General features: G+C 66.8%; 23 protein-coding genes. 10 read left to right on the top strand and 13 right to left on the bottom strand.

What is annotated here, in order from left to right; genetic code table 11:
* Positions 1-79 precede the first annotated feature (79 nt).
* Positions 80-1,612: an arylsulfatase gene (locus BLU38_RS22380; protein WP_231919984.1), complete on the bottom strand. Its 1,533-nt coding sequence runs from the start codon at positions 1,610-1,612 to the stop codon at positions 80-82.
* Positions 1,613-1,656: 44 nt separating this feature from the next.
* Here BLU38_RS22380 and BLU38_RS22375 point away from each other — a divergent pair, with 44 nt between their 5' ends.
* Genes BLU38_RS22375 through BLU38_RS22365 form a run of 3 tightly spaced genes read left to right on the top strand, consistent with a single transcriptional unit; the run spans position 1,657 to position 3,922 of the window.
* The gene (locus BLU38_RS22375; protein WP_231919983.1) at positions 1,657-2,448 is read left to right on the top strand and encodes a HipA family kinase; all 792 of its coding nucleotides are present in this window, start codon (positions 1,657-1,659) and stop codon (positions 2,446-2,448) included.
* Positions 2,445-2,831: a DUF3037 domain-containing protein gene (locus tag BLU38_RS22370; RefSeq protein ID WP_091532959.1), complete on the top strand. Its 387-nt coding sequence runs from the start codon at positions 2,445-2,447 to the stop codon at positions 2,829-2,831. Before BLU38_RS22375 ends, BLU38_RS22370 begins: the two co-directional genes overlap by 4 nt.
* A gap of 56 nt (positions 2,832-2,887) precedes the next feature.
* Positions 2,888-3,922, top strand: coding sequence for a phosphotransferase enzyme family protein (locus BLU38_RS22365; protein ID WP_157683617.1), 1,035 nt, complete (start codon positions 2,888-2,890; stop codon positions 3,920-3,922).
* A 9-nt stretch (positions 3,923-3,931) separates the two neighbouring features.
* Here the strand turns inward: BLU38_RS22365 and BLU38_RS22360 are convergent, their stop codons facing one another.
* The gene (locus tag BLU38_RS22360) at positions 3,932-5,185 is read right to left on the bottom strand and encodes a sodium:proton exchanger (RefSeq protein ID WP_091527590.1); all 1,254 of its coding nucleotides are present in this window, start codon (positions 5,183-5,185) and stop codon (positions 3,932-3,934) included.
* A 102-nt stretch (positions 5,186-5,287) separates the two neighbouring features.
* Between BLU38_RS22360 and BLU38_RS22355 the strand changes: the two genes are divergently transcribed.
* Positions 5,288-5,623, top strand: coding sequence for an ArsR/SmtB family transcription factor (locus tag BLU38_RS22355; RefSeq protein ID WP_091527589.1), 336 nt, complete (start codon positions 5,288-5,290; stop codon positions 5,621-5,623).
* 10 nt (positions 5,624-5,633) lie between these two features.
* Here BLU38_RS22355 and BLU38_RS22350 read toward each other — a convergent pair whose 3' ends face one another.
* The gene (locus BLU38_RS22350; protein WP_091532957.1) at positions 5,634-6,572 is read right to left on the bottom strand and encodes an AraC family transcriptional regulator; all 939 of its coding nucleotides are present in this window, start codon (positions 6,570-6,572) and stop codon (positions 5,634-5,636) included.
* Positions 6,573-6,679: 107 nt separating this feature from the next.
* Between BLU38_RS22350 and BLU38_RS22345 the strand changes: the two genes are divergently transcribed.
* Positions 6,680-7,513: an NAD(P)H-binding protein gene (locus tag BLU38_RS22345; protein WP_091527588.1), complete on the top strand. Its 834-nt coding sequence runs from the start codon at positions 6,680-6,682 to the stop codon at positions 7,511-7,513.
* On the top strand, positions 7,510-7,962 hold the full coding sequence (locus BLU38_RS22340) for an anthrone oxygenase family protein (RefSeq protein ID WP_091527587.1): 453 nt from the start codon (positions 7,510-7,512) through the stop codon (positions 7,960-7,962). Before BLU38_RS22345 ends, BLU38_RS22340 begins: the two co-directional genes overlap by 4 nt.
* On the opposite strand, the gene BLU38_RS22335 is transcribed toward BLU38_RS22340, so the two are convergent.
* From BLU38_RS22335 to BLU38_RS22310, 6 genes are all read right to left on the bottom strand, one after another.
* Complete coding sequence (locus tag BLU38_RS22335; protein WP_091527586.1) at positions 7,956-9,353, bottom strand: FAD-dependent oxidoreductase; 1,398 nt, start codon at positions 9,351-9,353, stop codon at positions 7,956-7,958. The genes BLU38_RS22340 and BLU38_RS22335 overlap by 7 nt on opposite strands.
* Positions 9,354-9,474: 121 nt before the next feature.
* Positions 9,475-12,300, bottom strand: a complete 2,826-nt coding sequence (locus tag BLU38_RS22330; RefSeq protein WP_091527585.1) for an Rne/Rng family ribonuclease — start codon at positions 12,298-12,300, stop codon at positions 9,475-9,477.
* A gap of 289 nt (positions 12,301-12,589) precedes the next feature.
* Positions 12,590-13,294, bottom strand: coding sequence for a TIGR03936 family radical SAM-associated protein (locus tag BLU38_RS22325; RefSeq protein ID WP_091527584.1), 705 nt, complete (start codon positions 13,292-13,294; stop codon positions 12,590-12,592).
* Positions 13,295-13,312: 18 nt separating this feature from the next.
* The gene (locus tag BLU38_RS22320) at positions 13,313-13,957 is read right to left on the bottom strand and encodes a pyridoxamine 5'-phosphate oxidase family protein (protein WP_091527583.1); all 645 of its coding nucleotides are present in this window, start codon (positions 13,955-13,957) and stop codon (positions 13,313-13,315) included.
* A gap of 252 nt (positions 13,958-14,209) precedes the next feature.
* A complete protein-coding gene (locus BLU38_RS22315) occupies positions 14,210-15,109 on the bottom strand; it encodes a hypothetical protein (protein ID WP_157683616.1) in 900 nt (299 codons plus the stop codon).
* Complete coding sequence (locus BLU38_RS22310) at positions 15,102-15,758, bottom strand: DUF222 domain-containing protein (RefSeq protein ID WP_091527581.1); 657 nt, start codon at positions 15,756-15,758, stop codon at positions 15,102-15,104. The genes BLU38_RS22315 and BLU38_RS22310 overlap by 8 nt, the downstream gene beginning before the upstream one ends.
* A gap of 116 nt (positions 15,759-15,874) precedes the next feature.
* On the opposite strand from BLU38_RS22310, the gene BLU38_RS31455 reads away from it, so the two are divergent.
* Complete coding sequence (locus BLU38_RS31455) at positions 15,875-16,282, top strand: hypothetical protein (protein ID WP_197679815.1); 408 nt, start codon at positions 15,875-15,877, stop codon at positions 16,280-16,282.
* Here BLU38_RS31455 and BLU38_RS22300 read toward each other — a convergent pair.
* From BLU38_RS22300 to BLU38_RS22285, 4 genes are all read right to left on the bottom strand, one after another.
* Positions 16,264-16,653, bottom strand: a complete 390-nt coding sequence (locus BLU38_RS22300; protein WP_091527580.1) for a tautomerase family protein — start codon at positions 16,651-16,653, stop codon at positions 16,264-16,266. The two genes, BLU38_RS31455 and BLU38_RS22300, sit on opposite strands and share 19 nt — an antisense overlap.
* A 24-nt stretch (positions 16,654-16,677) precedes the next feature.
* On the bottom strand, positions 16,678-17,445 hold the full coding sequence (locus BLU38_RS22295) for an SDR family NAD(P)-dependent oxidoreductase (RefSeq protein ID WP_197679814.1): 768 nt from the start codon (positions 17,443-17,445) through the stop codon (positions 16,678-16,680).
* Positions 17,426-18,901, bottom strand: a complete 1,476-nt coding sequence (locus BLU38_RS22290) for a cytosine permease (RefSeq protein WP_091527579.1) — start codon at positions 18,899-18,901, stop codon at positions 17,426-17,428. Before BLU38_RS22290 ends, BLU38_RS22295 begins: the two co-directional genes overlap by 20 nt.
* Before the next feature lie 189 nt (positions 18,902-19,090).
* Complete coding sequence (locus BLU38_RS22285; RefSeq protein WP_157683615.1) at positions 19,091-19,885, bottom strand: FadR/GntR family transcriptional regulator; 795 nt, start codon at positions 19,883-19,885, stop codon at positions 19,091-19,093.
* A 110-nt stretch (positions 19,886-19,995) separates the two neighbouring features.
* Here BLU38_RS22285 and BLU38_RS22280 point away from each other — a divergent pair, with 110 nt between their 5' ends.
* Genes BLU38_RS22280 through BLU38_RS22270 form a run of 3 tightly spaced genes read left to right on the top strand, consistent with a single transcriptional unit; the run spans position 19,996 to position 22,886 of the window.
* On the top strand, positions 19,996-20,661 hold the full coding sequence (locus BLU38_RS22280; protein WP_091527577.1) for an isochorismatase family protein: 666 nt from the start codon (positions 19,996-19,998) through the stop codon (positions 20,659-20,661).
* A gap of 6 nt (positions 20,662-20,667) precedes the next feature.
* Positions 20,668-21,516, top strand: coding sequence for an NAD-dependent epimerase/dehydratase family protein (locus BLU38_RS22275; protein ID WP_091527576.1), 849 nt, complete (start codon positions 20,668-20,670; stop codon positions 21,514-21,516).
* Positions 21,513-22,886: an amidohydrolase family protein gene (locus BLU38_RS22270; RefSeq protein ID WP_091527575.1), complete on the top strand. Its 1,374-nt coding sequence runs from the start codon at positions 21,513-21,515 to the stop codon at positions 22,884-22,886. The genes BLU38_RS22275 and BLU38_RS22270 overlap by 4 nt, the downstream gene beginning before the upstream one ends.
* The last annotated feature ends 22 nt before the right edge of the window (positions 22,887-22,908 follow it).

Raw genomic sequence — 22,908 nt, 5'->3', positions numbered from 1 at the left:
AAGGCATCGAGAGGGGTACGCGCAGAGAGACCTTCTCACGTTGTAAAGCGCTCTGGCAAGGCCCGACGTCGCCGGTTGGTCACCCACCGATCAGCGCTGTGATGTCGGACCGTTCGGTCTGCACCGGTCGGCCGACAACCAGTTCGCCGTCGCGAACGAAGCCTTCCTCGCGTCCGTCGAGATAATCGATCAGCCGACCGCGCCAGTCGGCGATCTCCGCCGCCCGGGACGGATCGTCGATCAGGTTGTGCAGCTCCCGCGGATCGGCCTGGAGATCGAAGAACTGCTCGATCCCCTTCTCCGAGGCCCACAGGTATTTCCGCTTGCCGTCGGTCACCCACTGCAGCGACTGCGCAAAATGCGTGTGTTCGCCGTGGATCTCACGGCGCCAGTCGGCCGGGCGACGGCCCGAGACGTACGGCAACAGACTTGCCCCGTCGACGGCGTCCGGGACGGACACGGCGGCCGCCTCCAGCACGGTCGGCATGATGTCGCGCAGCTCGGTGACTTCGGTGATCACCTGGCCCTTCGGCGCATCGGGGCTGAAGCGTGGCGCCGGCCGGATGATCATCGGCACGTGTGCACTGCCTTCGTAGCCCACCGACTTCCGGTACATGTCGTGATCACCCATCATGTCGCCATGATCGGAGACGAAGATGATCATCGTGTCGTCCAGAAGTTCATGATCGGCCAAACCTTCGATCAGCCGGTTGATCTGCAGGTCGATGTGGCTGATCAATCCGTAGTAGCCGCTGGTGGTCCGGTGATGGGACTCGGGATCGAGCCGGCCCATCACGGTCTGGTGATAGTTGTCCCGGCGGAAGTCGGCGAAGTCGTCGATCCAGTCGCCGCGCGGCGGCTCCACCCGCGGACCGTGAACGTACTGGTCGAAGGCCCACGGCGGCGGGTTGAACGGCGCGTGCGGCCGATGGAACGACACGTAGGAGAAGAACGGCACGGTGGGGTCCCGGCGTTGCAGCCAGTCCAGGGTTTCGTGCACCACCCAGTTGGTCGGATGCAGGTATTCGTCGCGGGTCCACGGGATGGAGACCATCGAGTTGCAGCCGACGCCGTCGTCGAAGTAGTCGGCGTGGGCGTCCATCCCGGGCTGCCGGCGCAGCCAGGTCAGATAGTCGTCGTTCGCCTCCAGGTGGCGGCCGCCGGCCCGGCGGCCGAAGTGCAGGAAGCCGTCGTGCAGCCGGACGTCGTCGAAGCCGCAGCGGGAGCGTTCGGGAAAGACGTGCATCTTGCCGATGGCCTGCGTCTGGTAGCCGTTGTCCCGCAGCACGCCCTGCAAGGTCACCGGATGGGCCTCGGAGAACGGGATGCCGTCCCGGTAGCCGGTGCGACCGTGCCGTTCCGGGGACTGGCCGGTGAACAGCGCCACCCGCGCGGGGACGCAGGTCGGCGTCGCCGAGTAGGCCCGGGCGAACCGTGTCCCCTGACCGGCGATCTCATCCAGATGTGGGGTCTTGACGATCGGGTGCCCGGCGCCGGACATCGCGTCGCCACGCATCTGATCAACACAGATCAGCATCACATTGGGGCGATCATGCTTGCGGGCTCGGCTGCCGGAGGCACGGGAACTCGGGGCGTAGGGCTGGTTGCTCACGGGTCAACTCCTGTGTCGATTCAAGATCATCGTAGGCTGAGGCCGTGAGCTCACCGTCCGTGCCTGCCGTGCAGTCGCTGCTGCCGTCGGTCCGCGCGATCACCTACCTGACGCCGTTGCGTGAGGGTGGATCGTTGCCGGCGATCATGGAGGCCGACGACCTCGGCACCTACGTCGTCAAGTTCACCGGCGCCGGCCAGGGCGCCAAGGCGTTGGTGGCCGAGATCATCGTCGGGGAGCTGGCCCGTGCGGTGGGGATCCGGACGCCGGACCTCGCCCTGATCGAGGTCGCCGGCGAACTCGGCCGATCCGAGCCCGATTTCGAGGTGCAGGAGCTGGTGCTGGCCAGCGCGGGGGTCAACCTCGCCGTGGACTATCTACCCGGCTCCATCGGCTTCGACGCCAGCATCAGTGTGCCGGCCGAGGAAGCATCCCGGATCGTCTGGCTGGACGCCCTGGTGGCCAACGTCGACCGCAGCGCACGGAACACCAACCTGCTGCTGTGGCATCGGGATCTGTGGGCGATCGATCACGGCGCCTGCCTGCGTTTCCATCACGCCTGGGGTGACCCGCAGCGCTTCGCTCGTTCGGCCTACCGCTACGACGACCACGTGTTGGCAGCCGTCGGCGATCCGCGCAGCGTCCATGATCAACTCAGTTCCGTGATCACCGGTGAACTGCTGGACACGATCACCGCTCTGGTCCCGGACGCCTGGCTCTCCCCCGACGCCGACCGCCCCGATCCGAATGCTCCTGCCGACGCCGACGCGGCCCGGGTCGCCTACCGCGATTATCTGCTGGCCCGGCTGGACAGCGCGACGGAGTGGTTGCCGTGAGCCTGTATCCCTACAGCTACGCGATCCTGCGTGCCGTTCCTCGAGTGGAACGTGGTGAGTTCGTCAACGTCGGAGTGATCATCTACTGCCAGCAGCTGGACTTCCTCCGTGCGGCCGCGGCGATCGACCCGGACCGGATCCGCGCTCTTGATCATGGAGCCGACATCGCCACCATCGAACGAGCCGTCGACGCCGTCCTCGCTGCGTGCGAGCAGAGCACCGGCAGCAATCGGGAGAACTCCGGGCTGGTCACCCGCTTCGGCATGCTGACCGCTCCACGCAGCACGGTCGTACAACCCTCGCCGGTGCACGTCGGCCTGACCTCCGATCCGCAAGCCACGCTGGAACAATTGATCGACCGGCTCGTCCGCGCGCCGCGCTGAACCGGTACACCGAAATCGGATTGGCCTGCCGGCTGCCGGCGCCTACCCTCGGCACCGTGATCGACGACGACCCGTACGAGAGATGTCTGCCGACGGCGGAGCTTGCCGTGGAGATCGGCCACCGGTACGGTCTCGGTCGTCCCGACCGGTGGCGGGATCTCGGCGGCAGCTTCACCACCAACGTGCTGCTCGAGTTCGGTGAGACGGCGCGGGTCGCGCGGATCCATCGGGACTGGACGACACCGGAGCGACTGGCCGCGTTGCAGGGCGCCCGCCGGGCGATCGCGGCGGCCGGCATTCCGACCGTGACACCACTACCGGATCCGACCGGCGACACAATGATCACCGTGGACAACGGCCGGCTGGTCGAGCTCGAACCGTTTGTCACCTGGAACCGCCGGATGAACACCCCCGACCTGCTGCGCGTCGGCTTCGGCGCCCTCGCGCGTGTCCATGACTCACTTCGCACGGCCGACCTGCCCGCGGCGGCCGACACCGTCGCGTACGCCAACCATCTGTCCTCGGCCGACGCGGCGGCGCTGACCCGCGCGGGCGCCGAGCGGATGAGATCCTGGCAGGACCCGATGCTCGGGGACTATCCCGACGCCGTCGTCCGACATGTCGACACGGTCACTGCGCTGGAGTCCGAACTGGCCGACGTTCAACGTCGACAGCTCGTGCACGGCGACTTCTGGGACAACAACGTGTTGTTTGCCGATGATCAACTCGCCGCGGTGATCGACGTCGACTTCATGGCCGAACGGTGGCGGATCGATGATCTTGCGTTGACGATCTGGTTCTTCCTGCTGGAGCCGGGACGCGGCCTACCGGACGCCGGCGACCGCCGGATGGTCCGCGAACTTCTGGACCGCTACGACGCGGCAACGACCGAACCCTTGTCGCGGGCCGAGCGGTTGGCGTTGCCGCTGGCGGTCGCGCGCCAGCCTGCCTGGTCCGCCGGCCGCTGGATCCGGGATCTGGACGACGACGGGGCCCGCAAGCATGCCGTTGCCGCAGTCGGCGAACTACCGGTCGCACAGGCCGTCCTGCAGGACCTGGAGCTGTGGCGGCAGGACCTGACAGCGAACTGAAGCTGCCGATCAGCCCACCGATGCCCGATCCCGGACCGGTTCCGGCTCGTGGGCCACGATCGCGGCTTCCCGCCGGAAGGGAGCGAGCAACGTCGGGATCAGCTGCCGGCGATGCATGATCATCGCACCGATCGCCAGCACACCGTAGACCGCGGAGAGGATCAGCCGGCCCTCGGTGCCAGGGATCAGGAATTGCACGACGAACAGGCCGAACAGCGTCCACGCCAGCACCCGGGAGAACCGCAGACTCAGCAGGGCCGCGATGCCGAGCAGCGTCTGCGCGGCGGTGAGGACGAACTCCTCCACCTGACGTCCGTCCATCGGCAGCGCGACCGAGCCGCCGCCGGCGAGATAGGCCACCGGCAGGCTGCCGACCAGCAGCGTCCATTGGTTGACCTTGGCCGAGATCAGCATGCCGATCGCGGGAGCAGCCTTGCCGCGGACGGCGAAGATCACTGCGACGATCAGCTCGGGAGCCTCCGAGGCCAGCGGCGCCAGCCACTGCACCAGCAGGAACTGGTCGATGCCGAGCACGGTGCCGCTGTCCACCAGCGCGTTGGCGAACGGTTCGGCGCAGAACAGGATCAGCCCGGCGGCCACCACGAAGAGTCCGATCACCAGGCCACGGCGCTGCGCCGTGGGCAGGTCGCCGATCCGGGCGGCGGGGCCGACCAGGTCCAGCTCGTCGTCGGACTCCCCCTGCGCGGCGCGCACGAGATAGAACACGAACAGGCCGAGCAGCGCGATCCCGAGGACCAGGTGGATCCGGCCGCTGATCGGGATGAGGAACGACAGGATCGAGGCGATCGCCAGGAAGCCGAGCTCGAGTCGGTACCCGGTGTCCAGCACCACGGCCTTGACCGGGCGGCCGGAACGCTTGCCGGCCACGGCGAGCGCGACGATCACCACCACCGCCCAACCGACGCCGAGCAGCAACCGGTTGGAGCCGGTCATGTTGGCAGCCGCATAAGCGACGTGCTCGGGGTTGCTGCCCGCGGTGTAGGCGAAATAGAGGTCGACCGCGTACTCCGGCAGCACCACGATCACCGCCAGGATCGCGATCGCCAGTCCACCGGAGATGTCGTGCTCGGCAGCCTCGGCGGCCCAGGCCAGCATGAACGAGGCTGCGACCACCGCAGCACCGAAGACCAGCAGCGCAACCGGTGCCGGCAACTCGACGCCGAGCAGCCGAAGCACGACCGCCGGCGCAGCGACGGCCAGGCAGATCAGCACGGGGCGTAGAGCTCGAAGCACGAGGCCCATCCTGCCTTCATTTTGATACTTACGCAAATGAAGAAGTGACGAAACGGGCGGACACGGCGAAATCTCGCCGCAGCGAGTCCGGATCAGAGGGAAGATGACCCAGTGATCCCCGACCCGACCGGCCCGCAGCTCGAAACGGCGGCCCGCACCTTCGCGCTATTGGCGGCGCCCGTGCGGCTGCATCTGGTGGCGCTGGCCTCGGAGGGCGAGTACGACGTCGGCACGCTGTCCGAGCGGGTCGGTGTCTCGATCGCCACCGCGAGTCAGCACCTGTCCAAGTTGCGGTTGTCCGGGGTGATCAGTGCCCGCCGGGACGGGCGCCGGCAGATCTACACCGTCGACGACCCGCACGTGATCACCATGGTCGAGCAGATCTTCGAACACATCGCACCGGACGGCACCCTGGCTCCCGACCCTCCGATGCCGGACCGACGCTAGGCGTTTCTCCTCAAGCGGCGTTCGCCCGGTAGTCCCGCGGGCTCACGCCGTGCTCACGTTTGAAGGCGGTGCTCAACGCGAAGGCGCTGCCGTAGCCGACCCGGCGAGCGATCGTCTCCAGGGTGAGGTCCGGTTCGCGCAACAGATCCGCGGCCAACGCGAGACGCCAGCCCGTCAGGTAGCTCATCGGCGACTCTCCCACCATCGAGCCGAAGCGACGGGCCAGCGCCGCGCGCGACACACCGACCTCGGCCGCCAGCACGCTGACCGTCCACGGCCGATCCGGATGATCATGGATCAGCCCGAGCACCCGACCGATCTGAGGATCGGCCGACGCCCGATACCATCCCGGCGCGCTCTCGGTGTGCCGGGTGAACCAGTTGCGCAGCACCGCGATCAGCAGCAGATCCAGCAGTCGGTCCAGCACCGCGGTCTGTCCTGGCTCATCCTTGATCATCTCTGCCGACAGCACGTCGACGAAGGCCTCGGGTTGGTCGGCGGCCGGCAGCACCAGCAACCCTGGCAGGGATTCCAGCAGTCTGCGGCTGACGGCCTCGGGACGCTGATAGGTGCCGATCAACATGACGGACTCGGGGTCGGCACTGTTCCCCCAGCTGCGGACTCCGAGGCTCATCCGCTCACTGACATCGGCACCGCTGAGGTCGACGCAGCGGTCACCGGGCAAGATCAACACCTGCGGTGCTCGGCCCGGGCGATCAGCGGCCAGATACGGCGTGGCGCCGAGCGCGACGACGGCGTCGCCCTGCTCCAGGAACACCGGCTCGTCGGCCCCGTCGGGCGTGATCGTCGCAGTCCCCTCGACCATCACCAGCACGGCCAACGGAGCACGATCCTCGATCCGCAACGCCCACGGGGGTGTCATCTGCATCCGCAACAGGTGGGCTTCCCGCGCCTGCGGACCGGCCAACAGACTGCTCAGCGCGTCCATGGCACAGCAGCGTACGTCGTCCGGCGCCGTCGGGCCGAGCGTTTCGGACATCACCGTGAGCGGTCCGACCATGGTGCGGCGATCGCCGCCGCGGTTGGGTTTGAGCCATGACCACGACAACTGTTCTCGTCCTCGGCGGCACCGGCAAGACCGGCCGCCGGATCGCCGACCGCCTCGATCGCCGCAACGACGTGACCGTCCGGATCGGCTCCCGGTCGGCGCCCGTCCCCTTCGACTGGACCGATGCCGGCACCTGGGCCGCGGCACTCGCGGGTGTCGACGCGGTCTACCTCAGCTATCAGCCCGATCTGGCGGTGCCGGGCGCCGAGCGGGTCATCGGCGACTTCTGCGACCTGGCCGTCGCGGCCGGCGTCCGGCGGATCGTCCTGCTGTCCGGTCGCGGCGAGAACGAGGCCGAAGCCTGCGAGCGGATCGTCCAGCAGACCGGCCTGCAGACAACGGTGCTGCGCTGCAGCTGGTTCGATCAGAACTTCAGCGAGGACTACATGATCGACGGAATCCTGGACGGTGAGCTGGTGCTTCCGGTCGGCGACGTGCCGGACCCGTTCATCGACGCCGAGGACATCGCCGATGTCGCCACGGCTGCCCTGCTGGACGGACGGCATGCCGGTCAGGTCTACGAACTGACCGGCCCACGGTCGATCAGCTTTGCCGATGCGGTCAAGGAGATCTCTCGTGCGACGGGCCGGGAGATCACCTTCAGCACGGTCGCCGTCGACGCCTATCTGGCGGCACTCCGGGACCAGCAGGTGCCCACCGAGGTGGTGGATCTGCTCGGCTACCTGTTCCGTACGGTGCTGGACGGTCGCAATTCCGAGGTCGCGGACGGCGTCCAGCGGGCCCTCGGTCGGGAGCCGGCCGACTTCGCCGACTTTGCCGAGCGCACCGCGGCCGCCGACGGCTGGCAGCAGCGATCATGATCATCGCGACCATGATCATCCTGCTGCTGGCGACGGTGACATCGGGACTGACCGCCGGACTGTTCTGGGCCTTCGGTTACGCGGTGATGCCGGCGCTACGGCGGACCGACGACCGCACCTTCGCCGAGGTGATGAACCAGATCAACGTCGTCATCCTGAACGGCTGGTTCGCCCTGTGTTTCGGCGGTGCTGCGATCTTCGGTGTGTTGGCGGTGATCGTGGTCGCGGTCGGCGGATCGGCGGCGCTGCCCTGGACGATCACGGCGGTCGCCGTCTACGCAGCCTCGCTGATCATCACGTTCGCGGTGAACATCCCGCTGAACAATGCGCTGGCCTCGACCTCGCAGCGTGCCGCGTTCGAGGGTCGCTGGAATCGAGCCAACGTGCTGCGGGCGACCGGGCACACGATCGCCTTCGTGGCCTTCGGGACCGCGTTGCTGGTCTACTGATCGTCGGCTGCGGCGGCCAGCAACTCGGATCGATGAGCGATGGTCGTCCGGTCCCGGCCGTGTCCCTGACCGCGGGACACCTCGGCGGCGTCGATCCGATGCCAGTCGGCCATCCCCAGCGGCGTCACACCGCGAGCAGCCAGCAGGTCGGTGAGTTCGTCGATGCTGTGGCCGGCGGACAGCGCCTCGTCGGCGACGTCGTGCAACAGCGCCTGCACTGTCTCCACTGCGTCGGATTTGTTGGTGCCGATCACGCCGGTCGGCCCCCGCTTGATCCAGCCGGTCACGTATTCGTCGGGTGAGAAGGTGCCGTCCCGGAGCACGTGGCCGGCCGCATGCGGCACCCGTCCGGTGCCCTCGTCGTACGGGACGCCGTCCAGGGCGGTGCCGCGGTAGCCGACCGAGCGCACCACCAACTGGGCCTCGATCGCCGGCAGGTCCCCGGCCGACTCCAGCCGGCCCTCGCCGTTCAATCTGGTCCGTTCGATCTCGACCGCACCGACAGCCGCCGGATCGTCGGAACTGTTGATCTTGGTCGGCCGGGTCCAGAAGTGCAGATGGATCCGCCGCGAGGCGCCGGACGGTTCACGCTGCAGCCAGTCCTCCATCGCCGCCAGGTTGCGTGCGGCGACCTTGTCGGCGGCGACCACCGCGCGGTCCACCTCGTTGAGCTCGAAGTCGGCCGGCTCCAGGACGAGGTCCACATCGGTCAGTTTGCCGAGCTCACGGAGTTCCTTGGTGGTGAACGCCGTGTAGGCCGGTCCGCGACGGGCCAGCAGGTGCACATCGGTGACCGACTTGTCGGCCAGCACCGCCAGTACCTCGTCGGCCATGTCGGTGTCGTCCAGCTCGTCGTTGTTCTTGATCAGCACCCGGACCACGTCCAGGGCGACATTGCCGGCGCCGACGACCACCGCCTCCCGGGTCCGGGTGATCAACTCCTCGACCGGGTTGTGCTGCTGCTGATCATGGATGCTGGTCTCGGGATGGACGTCGGGATTGCCGCAATACCAGGCGACCAGGTCGGGGGCGGCGATACTACCGGTCAGCTCCTCGCCGGTCACCCCGAGATGCCGGTCACTGGCGGCTCCATAGGCATAGATCACCGCATCGGTTGCGCCGCGCAGTTCCTCGACGCTCAGGTCGCGACCGATCGCGACGTTGCCGAAGAAGCGGACGTCCTCCCGCTCCAGCGTTCGTTCCAGGGTGTTGCGGATCGACCGGATGCTCGGGTGGTCCGGCGCGACGCCGTATCGGACCAGCCCGAACGGCACCGGCAACTTGTCGATGACGGCGACATTGATCGGGATCTCCGACTGCTGGATCAACGCCTCAGCGGCGTAGATGCCGGACGGACCGGCTCCGACGACAGCAACCACCAGCGGCTTCATGGACCCCACGGTAGTGTCTGGCCGAATCGGACCTGCTCGTGCCCGCCCCATCGCACGACACCCGGGCCAACAACGATGATCGCCCCAGCCGGCCGACCGGCTGGGGCGACATCACATCGGTTCAGCTGACGGGTGCCTTCTCGCTGTTCGCTTCCTTGGAGCTGGAGTCGTCGCCACCGTTGCCGTTGTCGGAATTGCCGTTGTCGGAATTGTTGTCCCGACCGCCGCCGCGCCGACCGCGGTTGCGCCGTCCACCGCGTCCGCTGCGACCGCCGCCGCTGTTCTGCTCGTCGCGGCTGCCGCCGTCGGAGAGCTTGGCGTCGGCGACCGGCATCTCGTGCAGTTCGACCCCACGACCGTGGCAATGCGGGCACTCGGTGCTGAACGCCTCCAGCAGGCCGGTGCCGATCCGCTTCCGGGTCATCTGCACCAGGCCGAGGCTGGTCACCTCCGCGACCTGATGTCTGGTCCGGTCACGACCGAGGCACTCGACCAACCGCCGCAGCAGAAGCTCCCGGTTGCTGGGCAGCACCATGTCGATGAAGTCGATCACGATGATGCCGCCGATGTCCCGCAGCCGGAGCTGACGGACGATCTCCTCGGCCGCCTCCAGGTTGTTGGAGGTGATGGTGGCCTCGAGGTTGCCGCCGCTGCCGGTGAACTTGCCGGTGTTGACGTCGATCACGGTCATCGCCTCGGTGCGGTCGATGATCAGCGAGCCACCCGACGGCAGGAACACCTTGCGCTCCAGCCCCTTGGCGATCTGCTCGTCCAGCCGGTAGCTGCCGAACAGATCACCGGCGGACTCGGCGTCCCAACGCTTCATCCGGTCGACGAGGTGCGGCGCGACGTGCTGGACGTAGCCCTCGATCGCGTCGAAGGCGTCGGTGGTGGAGCCGTTGCCCTGGATGATCAGCTCGGCGAAGTCCTCGGTGAAGAGGTCCCGGACGATCCGGAGGGTCAGGTCGGGCTCGGCATACAGCTGCTGCGGTGCCGAACCGCTCTTGACCTTCTTCTCGATGTCCTCCCACTGTGCCTTCAGCCGGTTGACGTCGCGGGTCAGCTCCTCCTCGCTCGCACCCTCAGCAGCGGTGCGGACGATCACGCTGGCCGTCTCGCCGACGGCTTCGTCGAGGATCTCCTTCAGCCGCTTGCGCTCGGTGTCGGGCAGCTTGCGGGAGATTCCGGACAGATGGCCGCCGGGTGCGTACACGACGTAGCGGCCCGGGATCGAGACGTGGTTGGTGAGCCGGGCACCCTTGGCGCCGACCGGGTCCTTGGTGACCTGGACCAGGACGGTCTGGCCGGACTTCAGCACCTTCTCGACCTTGCGGTCCGGTCCGTTCGCACCGAACGAGTCCCAGTCGACCTCGCCGGCATACAGCACGGCGTTGCGTCCGCGGCCGATGTCGATGAACGCTGCTTCCATCGAGGGCAGCACGTTCTGCACCCGGCCGAGGTAGACATTGCCGATCAGCGAGTTGGCGCTCTCCCGGTCGACATAATGCTCGACCAGGATGCCGTCCTCGAGGACCGCGATCTGGGCCAGATCGTCGCGCTGCCGGATGACCATCTTGCGGTTGACCGACTCGCGGCGAGCCAGGAACTCGGCCTCGCTGATGATCGGTGCCCGACGACGGCCGGCCTCGCGGCCCTCCCGCCGACGCTGCCGCTTGGCCTCCATCCGGGTCGAGCCGTCGATGCCGGTGACCTGGTCGGACGCCTTCCGCGGCTCCCGGACCCGGACGACGACATCGCTCGGATCGTCAGCCGAACCGCCGGTGTCCTCGCCACGACGACGGCGCCGACGCCGCCGACGCCGACGGCCCCCGTCCTCACCCGAGTCGCCGTCATCGTCGGACTTGTTGTCGTCGGACTTGTTGTCGTCGGCCTTCTTGTTGTCGGCCTGGTCCTTGGTCGCTTCGGACTGCTTGTCGTCGGCGGAGGTGTCGGAGTGCTGTGAGTCGGCGTTGTCGGAGGACTCGGAGTCGTCGTCACGATCCCGACCGCGGCGGCGTCGGCGGCCACCACGACGCCGACGGCGACGCCGGGAGCCGCCCTCGGACTGCCCCTCGGGCGATTCGTCGGAATCGTCCGAATCGTCTGAGTTGTCGGACTCCGCAGAGTCCTGCGCGTCATCGGTCTCGTCGCCGGAGTCCTGCTCGGCGCGGGCAGCGGCGTTCATGGCGGACTGGATCGCCGCCTCGATCGCGGCGTCGGTCTCGGCGGGCTCCACAACCGGCTCGGCGGCAGCTTCAACCGGCTCGGCGGCAGCTTCAACCGGCTCGGCAGCGGTCTCAACGGGGGCAACCGGCTCACCGGGGCCAACCGGCTCACCGGGACCAACCGGCTCACCGGGACCAACCGGCTCACCGGGACCAACCGGCTCAACGGGGGTGTCAACGGGCTCCGCGGGAGCCGTCTCGACGCTCTCCGGCTCCGACTCCTGCTCGCTCGCGGCCGTCTTACGCGTCGTCCTCTTGCGCGTCGTCGTCTTCTTCGCGGCAGCCTTCTTCGCCGTCTTCTTCGCCGGCGTCTTCTTCGCCGGGGCCTTGGCGGCGGGCTCGTCGACCGGTTCGACCGAGTCCAGGGTCGGCTGCTCGGCCGGCTCGGCTTCGGCCGTCATGGTGGCGGCCGCCGCCTTCTTCGTGGTGGTCTTCTTCGCCGCGGTCTTCTTCGCCGCGGTCTTCTTGGCGGTGGTCTTCTTGGCCGGCGCCTTTTTCGCGGTGCTCTTCTTGGCAGCCGCCTTCTTGGCCGGAGCCTTTTTGGCGGTCGTCTTCTTCGCCGGCTCCGTCGTTTCAGCGGCGGCGTCCTCGGCCGGGCTGGTCGGGGTCTCGACCGTCCGCGGCGGCCCGGCCGGTCGGCTTGCTGCGCGGCGGCGGGTGGGTGGCGTCTGTGCGGCAGCCGAATCGGCGCCGGTGTTGTTCTCGGGCTCTGAATCGAGCATCCAGGATCCTCCACGGCGCGTGACAAACGCGCCGAATGTCGTACGCGACACGAGGTCGCAAAGCCTTATCCGGTGCAGAACGAGCCACGCGATCCTGCCGCGGTCGAGCTGCCGTCAGCCGGCGTTCCCTCGTCGCGGTCCTGGTCGCGCGTGTCCCGGCAGCGAGCTGTCACCCCGCTCGGGACTGTCCTGCAGATCGACGGCGGACTACCTCTCACTGGTGATGTCCTCGTCTGGACCCAGTATCCCACAGAGTGGGTAGCCGCCCGACCATTGCCCCGGCAAACACTCAGAAGGGCTCGACGATGTCTCCTGTGGTGTGATTGACCTCACCTTGGCGCAACCGGGTGATCAGTGGCTGCGACGGCGCGAAGGCCGGCAGCAGCCTGGTCATCGCCCCGAGGACGTCATCCGGCCTGACCAGCGGCGTCAGGTGTCGGGTGACCAGCTCCATCCCCTGATCGTCGGCGACCAAACGAAGCACCGACTCCCGGGCATCGAAGGTGCGCAGACCGTTCTTGGTCATCCGCTCGGCCGGAGCGCTATCGGCCGCCAGGAACGTCGTGACCGCCGCGCTGATCACGTCGGGTGCGACTCCTGGCAACTCGATCCGCCAGGCCGATCCGGTCAGCCGGTCGGCGAGCGACGACCCGTCGGATTCCACGACGCCGAGCACGTCCAGACCCGGTGGCAGTGCGCGATCCAGCTCCGACTTCACCAACTCGGGTACACACACCTGGGCCAGGGCGATCTCCAGGTACTCCGCTTCGCTGGCCGCGCCGGTCGGCGAGGCCGTCGAATAGGAGATCCGCGGGTGCGGGGAGAACCCCGACGAGTACGCCATCGGGATGCCGGCCCGTCGCAGTGCGCGTTCGAAGGCACGGCCGAAGTCGCGATGGCTGGTGAACCGCAACCGGCCGCGCTTGGCGTAACGGATCCGGAGCCGCTGCACGGGCGGCGCCTGTTGTTCTGGTTGCCGGGTCTTGCTTGCCACGACCCGAACCCTAGCCCGCTAGGCCTGGTAAAGCTTCTTGGCGTAGTTCGCCTCGTCGTAGTAGGTCCGCAGCTCGTCGAGATCGGCGTCCTTCTTGTCCAGCTTCTTGGCCAGCTCCGCACGGGACGGAACGGCGTCGAGCTTCCAACTGTCCGGCTGCCACAGCTTGGACCGCAGGAACGCCTTCGCACAGTGATGGAAGATCGTGTCGATCTCGACGACGACCGCCAGCACCGGCCGATGCCCCTTGACGATCATCGCGTCGAAGAACGGCGCATCGCGCACCAGCCGAGCCCGGCCGTTGATCCGCAGGGTGTCGCCCCGACCCGGGATCAGGAAGATCAATCCGACATGCGGGTTGGACAGGATGTTGTGATAGCCATCGGCCCGGCGGTTGCCCGGACGTTCGGCGATCGCGATCGTCCGATCGTCGATCACGTACGCCAACTGACCGGCCGGATCGCCCTTGGGCGAGGCGTCGACATTGCCCTCGGCGTCGGAGGTGGCCACAACACAGAACGGCGACGCCGCCAGCCACTGCACATCAAGATCATCCAGCCGGTCGCGTTCCTTGTTGCGGACCGCCGGCAGCGCTTCCCCGATCACCTCGGTCAGCTGATCGGCATCGGTGATCTCGGTGTACTCATGGACGCTCGTCGTCATATCACAGATGATATGGCGCAGACCTCAGCCGTGTCTCGGACCATTTGTCGGCTGGTATGCGTCAGTCAGCCGCTCCGTGGAGTTGCTCATTGTCTCCTGGTGTCCGGCATCACGGGTGATCGCCTGGCCAGGATCTCCAACCAGGTAGGTCTGCGGCGCTCCAGCTGACCTGGGCGTGATTCAGCGTCAGGCATTCCGTGGTCGGGGCACAACGCGATCACACGATTCGCGCTGTGCCCGCGGGCGAAGGCCTCAGGATTGCTGCGTGTTTGCGAGCAGCCCGCAGTGTTTGACTGCTTCCCAGATGGTGTCGGGAAAACTGCCGGTGCCGAGATCGTGGGTGCCGGCCGGGTTGGTGATGATCACCCGTCCATAATCGGTGCGCCACACGAAGACTCCGGGCTGTGGCTGCCTGACACGAACGATGAGGAAGGTCTTACCTCGGAGTTCGGGTCGGTTCAGAAGTCCGAGACTGTGAACGCCGGTCTGACCCGGCGGACCCTCCGGTGGCGGGACGTAGGAGATCGTGTGATCATGATCAAGATTGCGACCCAGAGAGCTGGACCACGGGAAGACACTGCCCGGTGACCGGGTGAAGATCGCCTCGGCTATCCGCGGCGGCGTCTCGTAGCTGTCAACGGGTTGGATGTTGTCGGGGTCGATCACCGGCTGCACGGTCACCCGGCTGCCGTCCAGCCACTTGCGCACGGAGGCTGCCACCATCGGACGGAGCCCTTCGGTGCGGGCCGGATGCTGATCGGGATTCATCAACGCGTCAGCGCAGACGTGGACATGCAGCACGCGCCGTGGTGCGAGTCTGTTCGGATCGATCCGCCTCGCGAGCTCGGTGAAGAGTCGTTCGCGCTCGGCCTGGGACAACGCCGCCGGGATGATCGAGTTCGCGACGCGGCTCGGTGGTTGGGCGGCCGGTTCATGATCATCAATGTCAGGGGTCGGTCCTTCGACAGGCTCAGGAGCTTCGAGGTCCGTGAAGAGGTCGGGCCGGTCGGCGGCGGTCAGGATCTGCAGCACCAATGCCGGTTGCGACATCAGCCAGCCGGCGACCGCTCGCCACTCCCCCTTCGTCGTCGCGCCGCGATCGGAAATTCCCTCGGGCAGGAGCGTCGGGTCCTTGAACAGGACGTCAGCCACGTGATCGGCCGTGCCGTACACGTCGCCCGCGTCGGGGGGCGTCCAGCAGCATCGACACCTCTTGCTGGCCGTACTCGTTGGGCCGGCGCAGCCTCACGTCCCGATCGGTCGCCGCCTTCTCCGCTGCCCGGGCGAATCCTTCGGGATCGACGCGGATCAGTTCGGCCATGATCTTGTTCTCCAACCGGCCCGCCGACACCTTGCCGACGAAAGGAGCCAGCCGCTCATCCACCAGACCGGCCTGCTCCAGGCTCAACGTCCGGGTCCGGTAGGCGATCCGGCGGGTCTGCCAGGCAGGCACGTTGCCGTGCCGCACTCGACTCCACAACCGGGGTAGCCGATGCCGGAGATCGAGCGCATCGGCGACCAGCGCCTGGGACTGGGCCGGATTCAGCCCGATCTCCAGCCCCAGCTTGGCCGGGGCGAACTCGGCGACATCCGGGGTGCCCTCGCCACCGAACCGCATCGTCCGCTCACCGGCCATGGCCAGCGGCGTCCGCTGATGAAACAGCCCGTCGGCCGGATGCCGATCGGCCCACACGGCCGCCACCTGCAGCATCCGGCAACCGGCCGCAACCTCGGCATCCCGATTGGTCACGGCTGTATCAACCAGGCCGCGATCATCGAGATCTTCGAGGGCGTCTTCCATGATCAAATACTACCCGGACAGACCGACAGAATCACCAGCACGTTCGAATCTGTGGATAACTTCTCCCCCGTGAAGAGGAGCTGGTCGGCCGGCCCGAGTCGGTGGTGGATGGAGGCATGGCCAACGGAGACGACAGCCCACGCGAACCGTTGGTGATCATCAGCCGTCGCCCCTCGACGTGCGCCGGCTGCGGAGATGATCACGAACAGGGCGGGTTCCTGACGATGGACGACGTCGGGTCGCTCTGTATGGACTGCGCCGACTTCGGCCAGCTCGACTTCCTTCCACGTGGTGATACCGCCCTCACCCGCCGGGCTCGCAAGGCCGGCAAGCTGTCCGTAGTGGTGGTCGAGTGGAGTCGTACTCGGAAACGGTACGAGCGCCAAGGCGTCTTGGCCGAGCCCGACGCGATCGACGAGCAGAGCAGGAATGTCTGGCCGACGCCGACCGAAGATTCGCCGTACCGTCGACAAGGTTCTGACCTCCTGGCGGGCCGGCTGACCAGTCACACCTCGACGTCGTAGTTCAGCTGCAGGTCCGCCGCGTTCTGGCCACGGATGCCCCAGTTCACCCGGGGCGTCTCGGTGATCGTGATCTCCACACTGTGCGGCGCGATCCCGGCCTGGTCCGCCAGCCGATCGAACAGTTCCTTGATCAGCTCCCGACGGGCTCGCTCGGACCGTCCTTCGAAGATCGAGATCTCGATGATCAGGTAGTCCGATCCACGATCGGCGGGGTGGACGAAATCGTCCTCGTCGAGCAGGACGAAGCGTTGGAAGCACTTCTCCGGTGGATAGTCCAGGGCTTCCATGATCGCGCCGTGCACCGCTCGGCTGACCACATCGCGCCGGTCCGCCAGTGCGGCGCGGTGCCCCCAGATCACAACCTGTGCCATACACACGAATCTATCGGTCCATGGTCACAGCATCACGTCGCCGGAGTTCGGTCCGAGCGTCTGACCGGTGTACAGGTTCCCGCCAGGATCCGAAGCCAGGAAAAGAACCGACGGAACGACCTCGGACGGTTCGCCGAAGCGTGGCAGCACCAGTTCGCTGAGCTTCTGATCCCTCCATTCCTGGGACACATTCCGCATCAACCGCGTGTTCAGCGGGCCGGGCGCGACGCAGTTCGCCGTGATCCCGAAGTCGGCGACCTCACGGGCGATCGACTTGGTGAAGGCGATCACACCGGCCTTGGCTGCTGCGTAATGGCCGTGCTCGACGGCACCCTTCTGCCCGACCTGTGAAGCGATGTTCACGATCCGGCCGGACCGTTGCCGGCGCATCGGGCCGAGCGCCGCGCGGGTGGTGAGGAACACGCTGGTGAGATTGACGTCGATGGTGCGTTGCCACCGTTCCAGCGACATCTCATGACACAGTGTCGGCGTCGAGATCGACGCATTGTTGACCAGGACGTCAACCCGCTCGTATCGGGATTCCGCCGTGGCGACGAGTTCCTGGGCGACCTGCTCGGTCGAGATGTCGCCGACCACCACCGCCGGCTCACACCCCAACGGCCGAAGCTCCGACAGCAGCTGGTCGAGGTCGGACTCCGATTCCTGATAGCTGTTGATCGTGAGTTCTGCGCCGCTGCGGGCGAAGGCCAGCGGCAGTTCGTATCCCAGCCCCGGCCCGCCGCCGACGCCGGTGATCACGACCGACTGCCGATCACCCTTGTTGTTCACCACTGCTACGTCTCCCCTCGTCTTGTCGGACTCCCACTCCGGGGCGCCAGGTCAGCGCCAGATACACCACACCACCGACGAATACGCCGACGAACCAGTTGAATTGGTACAACACCGCCAACCCCGGAATGACGGCCCCGCAACCGGCCACAATGGTGCCCAGTGTCAGGGACACGATCGCCGCATGATTCCAGCCGTTGCGGTAGGAGTAGATGCCGGTCGTGGTGTACAGGGCAGGGATGTCGATCTGGCGACGCCGCAGGATGTAGTAGTCAGCGATCATGATGCCGAAGATCGGCCCCATCACGACCCCGAGGAATCCGTAGAAGATCGTCGTGAACTGGCCGATGCCGTACCAGAGCCAGGGCACCGCGAACAGTCCGATGACCAACGCGACGGTCGTGGCCCGGCGGAAGTTCAGATGCCGCGGGAACAGCGCAGCGAAGTCGAAGCCGGCGGCCACGGCGTTCGTTGCCGCGTTCAGCGACAGCGTGGAAGAGGCGATGATCAGACTGCCGATCACGACGACGATCGGGTTGTCGAACTCACCGAAGATCTTGATCGGGTCCTGGATGATGTGCCCGAACGCGAATTTGGTTCCTGCCGTCGCAACGATCGTCACCGCAGAGAAGACGGCGAACATGATCGGGACACCGATACCCTGTCCCAAGAGCTGGGACTTCTGTGACCGCGCGAACCGAGCAAGATCAGGATTGTTGACGACCAAGCTCGACATCGAGCCGATCAGGCCTGCGATGGAAAGGAAGAAGAGGCCCCAGAACTCGGTTCCGTGCACGGTGGCAGGCATCGACGCGATCGGGCCGAAGCCGCCGGCCACCACGACAGCCCAGATGAAGAGACCGATCGCCAGCGCCATGATCAACGGACCGGCGATCAGCTCGAACTTCCGCACCCGTTCGATGCCGTGGGTCACGATCACCAGGTGCAGGACGAACGCGATCACATATCCCACAGCGTCGGTACCGCGCATCCCGACGATCGAGACCGCATCGAAGCCGGCGAATCCCGGAATTGCTGCCTTGAGGGTCATCGCGATGCCCTCGCCGGTGACGTAGACGAACACTCCGAGCTGGGCAACGCCGGACAGGCTACGCAGGATGATCGGGATGTAGGCACCCCATTCGCCGAAGATCGCGCGGACGATCGGCGGAAACGCGAGTCCGTGTCGGGCACCGATCGAACCGCTCAGGATGATCGCCACGTACACCACGCCGAAGGAGATCACGACCGCGGCGCCGGCTTGCCACACCGACATCCCCGCAGCGAGCATGGCGGCCACCAGGATCCATTGGTTCACGTTGTGGGCGATCCCCATCCAGACGGCCGCAAAGCTCCAGGCACCCCATCGGCGGTCCTCGGGCTTCGTCGGACTGAGGTCCGGATTGTTGAGGATCGCTGCGCCGCCACGCGCAGGAATCTCTTCTGTCACTCGCGCCATTGCAAACACCTTCGCTCGTTGACCGGCACGGTCAGGTGTGCCTCGATCCGGGGCAGAACGGCTTCCCTCTGATTTGCTATTCCCCCGTGCTTGATGAGGTTAGTTCCTCATATTTGAGGGACAGTACAGGCAGTCGGCACTGCGCGCAAGGACTTCGCCCGGTCGATCGACAGCGAGCAGCTGCTCAGCTCAATTCACGCCGACCGAGTCGTCGACGAGCCCGAGCGCGCTGGTCAGCAGGTTGTTCGTCTCCTGACTGAACTGCTCGACCTCTCGCTCCATCCGGGCGAGATGATCGTGCATCAGGGTGCGTGCCGCATCGGGCGACTTGGCGGTGATCGCGGCCAGCAGGCGTCGATGATCATCAGCGGAGTCGGCGATGGTGCCACGCGCTGCGAGGATCATGTCGAGAGTCTGTTCGACCGCCACCGCACGCGGCGCGATCAGACTTTCGATCAACGCCTGGAAGACCGGGCTGTCCGCAGCCTCCGCCAACAGGCGATGGAAATCCATACCGACGATCCTGAAGCCGAGCCGGCCGACCTGTGCCGCATGTTCGTGCGCTGCAACGGCCTCCCCCATCCGGTCGACCATCTCCGGCTGGACGCGAAGGGCGGCGAGATATGCCGCTTCGCTCTCGATTGCCCGCCGGGCCCGGAGCCAGTCCAGCACCTCAGCGACCGTCCGCAGCTCCAATGCACGTTCGAAGCTCTCGGACCGACGAGCCCGCGACCGCCGGGCCTGAACCACCGCACGCCCGTGCGGGGTCAACACCCGCCCCTTGCGTCCGACCTGCGTCGTCAACCCGAGACCGTCCAGCTTGCCGAGCATTCGCGACACACTCGCCTCGCTGGACCGGACACCGGCTTCGGTCAACGCCCGCAGCGCCAGCCGTGCCCCGACGGGATGCGGCGACTCCCCGATCGCCATCACAAGCACGACCTCGTCGGGGAGGAGTTCATCCAAGGGATCGGTGACGGTCATGAATCCTTTGCCTCTGAGCATCGACCAGCAGGGCTGGCTAACTTGCTCGACACATTGTAAGCTCTCCCGCTGTTGAGATACGTTTATCAAAATTGAGGAATGGAGACCGTGTGACTCAGAACAACACGACCCACAGCCTGGACAACCGCGAGCTGGTGGACTTTTACCGCCAGGCAGGCTTCGGGGGCCGCGTCGGCTGGGGTTCCCGGCCGGCCGTCCTGGTGATCGACATGGCGGGCAATTGGACCGAGCCCGAGGCCATGATCGGCTCCGACCTCGGCGGCGTGACCCAGCAGATCAGCAGGGTCCTGACGTCCGCCCGCGACAACAGCGTTCCGGTGCTGTTCACGACCATGGCCTACGACGCCGCCATGTCGGATGTGAGCCGGGTCAGCAGGCTGAAAACCCCACACGCGGAGAAGATGATCCGTGGCGAGCAGGCGACCCAGGTCATCGCCGAGCTCGAGCGGCGCGCCGACGAGCCGCTGATCGAGAAGCCACGAGCGAGCGCCTTCCTGAACACCAACCTGATCAGCATCCTGGTCGATCGAGGCATCGACACCGTGGTGATCGTCGGATGCTCGACGAGTGGCTGCATCCGAGCCACCTCCGAGAGCGCTCTCGACCTCGGCTTCCACGCCATCGTGCCGGCCGAGGCAGTGGGCGATCGCTCCCCCTCGGCTCACACTGCGAACCTGTTCGACATCGACCAGCGGTATGCCGATGTGGTGCCGGTCGAGGACGTGATCCAGCATTTTGCCTCCGGGCAGGCCTGACATCCGATGCGGGTCGTCGTCACCGGCGCGGACGGCTTCCTGGGCCGGACGGTCGTCGATCACCTGAACGAGGCCGGCGAAGACGTTCTGGGGATCGACTTGGATGTCGATCTGCGTGATGCGGAGCGGGTGCGAGCCGTCATCGCGGACCACGAACCGTCCGCAGTGGTTCATCTCGGAGGCATCTCCGGCCCGATGGTCGCTGCCGATGATGCACCGTTGGTGACCGCGGTGAACGCAACCGGAACAGTCCATCTGCTGGATGCCTGCGAGCGGCTCGAACCGCGGCCGTACGTCGTCGTCGCCTCGAGCGTCGCCGCTGTCGAGCAGATCGGGAGCCGCCGGCCCACGACCGTCTATGCCGCAACCAAACGGTTCGGCGAGGATCTCGTCGAGGTCTACCGATCGCGGGGGATGCCGGCCGTGGCAGTCCGGATCGGGTCGCTCTACGGTCCCGGCCGGCGGACCGACCACATCATCACCGGCATCGCCGATGATCTTCTGGCGAACGGCCGGGTCCGGCTGGGACGGGACGCGCGCGAGCCGCTGGTACACGTCCAGGATGCGGCGAGGTTCCTGGCCGAGCTCGTTCACCGTCGCGCGCTCGGTGATCATCCCTATCACCTCGTGCAAGCAGAAGTTGATCATCGGGAGATCGCACGTCTGGTGGCCACCGCGATCGGAATCCCGTTGCAGATCGAGCAGACCGACGGCCCGCAGCCGTCCTGGTCCGAGGAACTGGACAACCGAAGCCTGTTGGCCGAGACGGCGCTCGACTTCTCCGTGCCGATCGCCACCGGGATCGTCGATCTGACACAACAGGTGTACCCAACAGAGAGGAGGGGCTCACAATGACTGAGCCCGATACCCGTCCGCAGCAGGTGATCCGCGGTGGCCACGTGGTGACCGCACACGACGAAGGTGCCTTCGATGTCGGCATCACCGACGGCCGGATCGTCGCGATCGGTGCACCCGGAACGGTGACTGCCGACCGGGTCCTGGATGCGCGTGGCTGCATCGTGATGCCCGGCGGAATCGACCCGCACACTCATATCGCCTGGCCGTTGGCAAGTGGCGGGACCGGGCACGACGACTTCGGATCGGCGACCGCGCGGGCGGCAGCGTGGGGCACCACGGCCGTGATCGACTTCGTTCCGGGACGGCAGGGATCATTGATCGCGGCAGCCGAGGAGCGACTCGAACAGGCCGGCGCGTCGGTGATCGACTACACCCTTCACCCGGTGATCACGGAACTGAACGCCGAGCGGAATGCTGAGATCGCGCAACTGATCTCGATGGGGCTGAGTTCCTTCAAGGTCTACACCACCTACGACTCCCGGATGGAGACTGCCGACATCCGCCGGTTCATCCGGGTGGCTGCCGAAGCGGGCGGACTCCCCGGGTTCCACGCCGAGCATCATGCCCTGCTGACCGATGCGTTGGCGGCCACGCGCACCCACGGGCCGACGACGATCCCCCGTTTCCCGCAGAGCCGACCGGGCCATACCGAGCGGGCTTCGATCCGTGAGATCGTCGGCTTCGCCGAGGAGTTCGACTCACCGGTGTACATCTACCACGTGTCCGGTCTGGACGCGTTCGGCCAGATCCAGGAGGCCAGGTCCGTCGGCGTCGATGTCCGAGCCGAGACCTGCGCCCACTACCTCGTCCATGACGACAGCGCCTATCAGCGCAAGGACGGCTGGAAGTACGTGATCACTCCCCCGATCCGCAGCCAGCACGATCGTGACGGACTGTGGCAGGCGGTCGCCGACGGGACCCTGAACGCGGTGGCCAGCGATCACTGCTGCTACAGCCTGGCGGACAAATCCGCCGGCTTCCAGGACTTCACCGCAATGGAACCCGGTGCTCCCGGGATCGCCTCCCGGATGCCGATGTTGTGGAACTTCGGCGTCAACAGCGGCCGGTTGACCACCCGGCAGTTCGTCGACATCAATTCCCGGATCCCGGCCGAGACGTTCGGGCTCGGCGACAAGGGCCGGATCGAGATCGGTGCCGACGCCGACATCGTGGTCTGGGATCCGGATGCGAGCTGGACCTGGAGCGTCGGCGAGCCGGAGACCGCGAACGGCTCGGACTACGACATCTACGACGGCATCGCCGGACACGGGCGCCCGCGTTACACGCTCAGCCGTGGCCGGACGGTCTTCGGCCCCGAGGTATCCGGCGCCGGCCACGGACAGTTCATCGCACAACGGATCCGATGAAGCCCGGCAACGACTCCCAGGA

Source organism: Microlunatus soli, assembly GCF_900105385.1.
Lineage (GTDB): Bacteria > Actinomycetota > Actinomycetes > Propionibacteriales > Propionibacteriaceae > Microlunatus > Microlunatus soli.
Note: the sequence above shows the minus strand (reverse complement) of the source record. Positions and strands in the feature narration are given on the sequence as shown.

What these genes read in the sequence shown, in the direction of transcription:
- BLU38_RS22360 (WP_091527590.1), bottom strand. Translation starts at nt 5,185, where the DNA reads ATGGGCCTCGTGCTTCGAGCTCTACGCCCCGTGCTGATCTGCCTGGCC.
- BLU38_RS22350 (WP_091532957.1), bottom strand. Translation starts at nt 6,572, where the DNA reads ATGGACGCGCTGAGCAGTCTGTTGGCCGGTCCGCAGGCGCGGGAAGCC.
- BLU38_RS22345 (WP_091527588.1), top strand. Translation starts at nt 6,680, where the DNA reads ATGACCACGACAACTGTTCTCGTCCTCGGCGGCACCGGCAAGACCGGC.
- BLU38_RS22340 (WP_091527587.1), top strand. Translation starts at nt 7,510, where the DNA reads ATGATCATCGCGACCATGATCATCCTGCTGCTGGCGACGGTGACATCG.
- BLU38_RS22335 (WP_091527586.1), bottom strand. Translation starts at nt 9,353, where the DNA reads ATGAAGCCGCTGGTGGTTGCTGTCGTCGGAGCCGGTCCGTCCGGCATC.
- BLU38_RS22330 (WP_091527585.1), bottom strand. Translation starts at nt 12,300, where the DNA reads ATGCTCGATTCAGAGCCCGAGAACAACACCGGCGCCGATTCGGCTGCC.
- BLU38_RS22320 (WP_091527583.1), bottom strand. Translation starts at nt 13,957, where the DNA reads ATGACGACGAGCGTCCATGAGTACACCGAGATCACCGATGCCGATCAG.
- BLU38_RS22310 (WP_091527581.1), bottom strand. Translation starts at nt 15,758, where the DNA reads ATGGAAGACGCCCTCGAAGATCTCGATGATCGCGGCCTGGTTGATACA.
- BLU38_RS31455 (WP_197679815.1), top strand. Translation starts at nt 15,875, where the DNA reads ATGGCCAACGGAGACGACAGCCCACGCGAACCGTTGGTGATCATCAGC.
- BLU38_RS22300 (WP_091527580.1), bottom strand. Translation starts at nt 16,653, where the DNA reads ATGGCACAGGTTGTGATCTGGGGGCACCGCGCCGCACTGGCGGACCGG.
- BLU38_RS22290 (WP_091527579.1), bottom strand. Translation starts at nt 18,901, where the DNA reads ATGGCGCGAGTGACAGAAGAGATTCCTGCGCGTGGCGGCGCAGCGATC.
- BLU38_RS22285 (WP_157683615.1), bottom strand. Translation starts at nt 19,885, where the DNA reads ATGACCGTCACCGATCCCTTGGATGAACTCCTCCCCGACGAGGTCGTG.
- BLU38_RS22275 (WP_091527576.1), top strand. Translation starts at nt 20,668, where the DNA reads ATGCGGGTCGTCGTCACCGGCGCGGACGGCTTCCTGGGCCGGACGGTC.
- BLU38_RS22270 (WP_091527575.1), top strand. Translation starts at nt 21,513, where the DNA reads ATGACTGAGCCCGATACCCGTCCGCAGCAGGTGATCCGCGGTGGCCAC.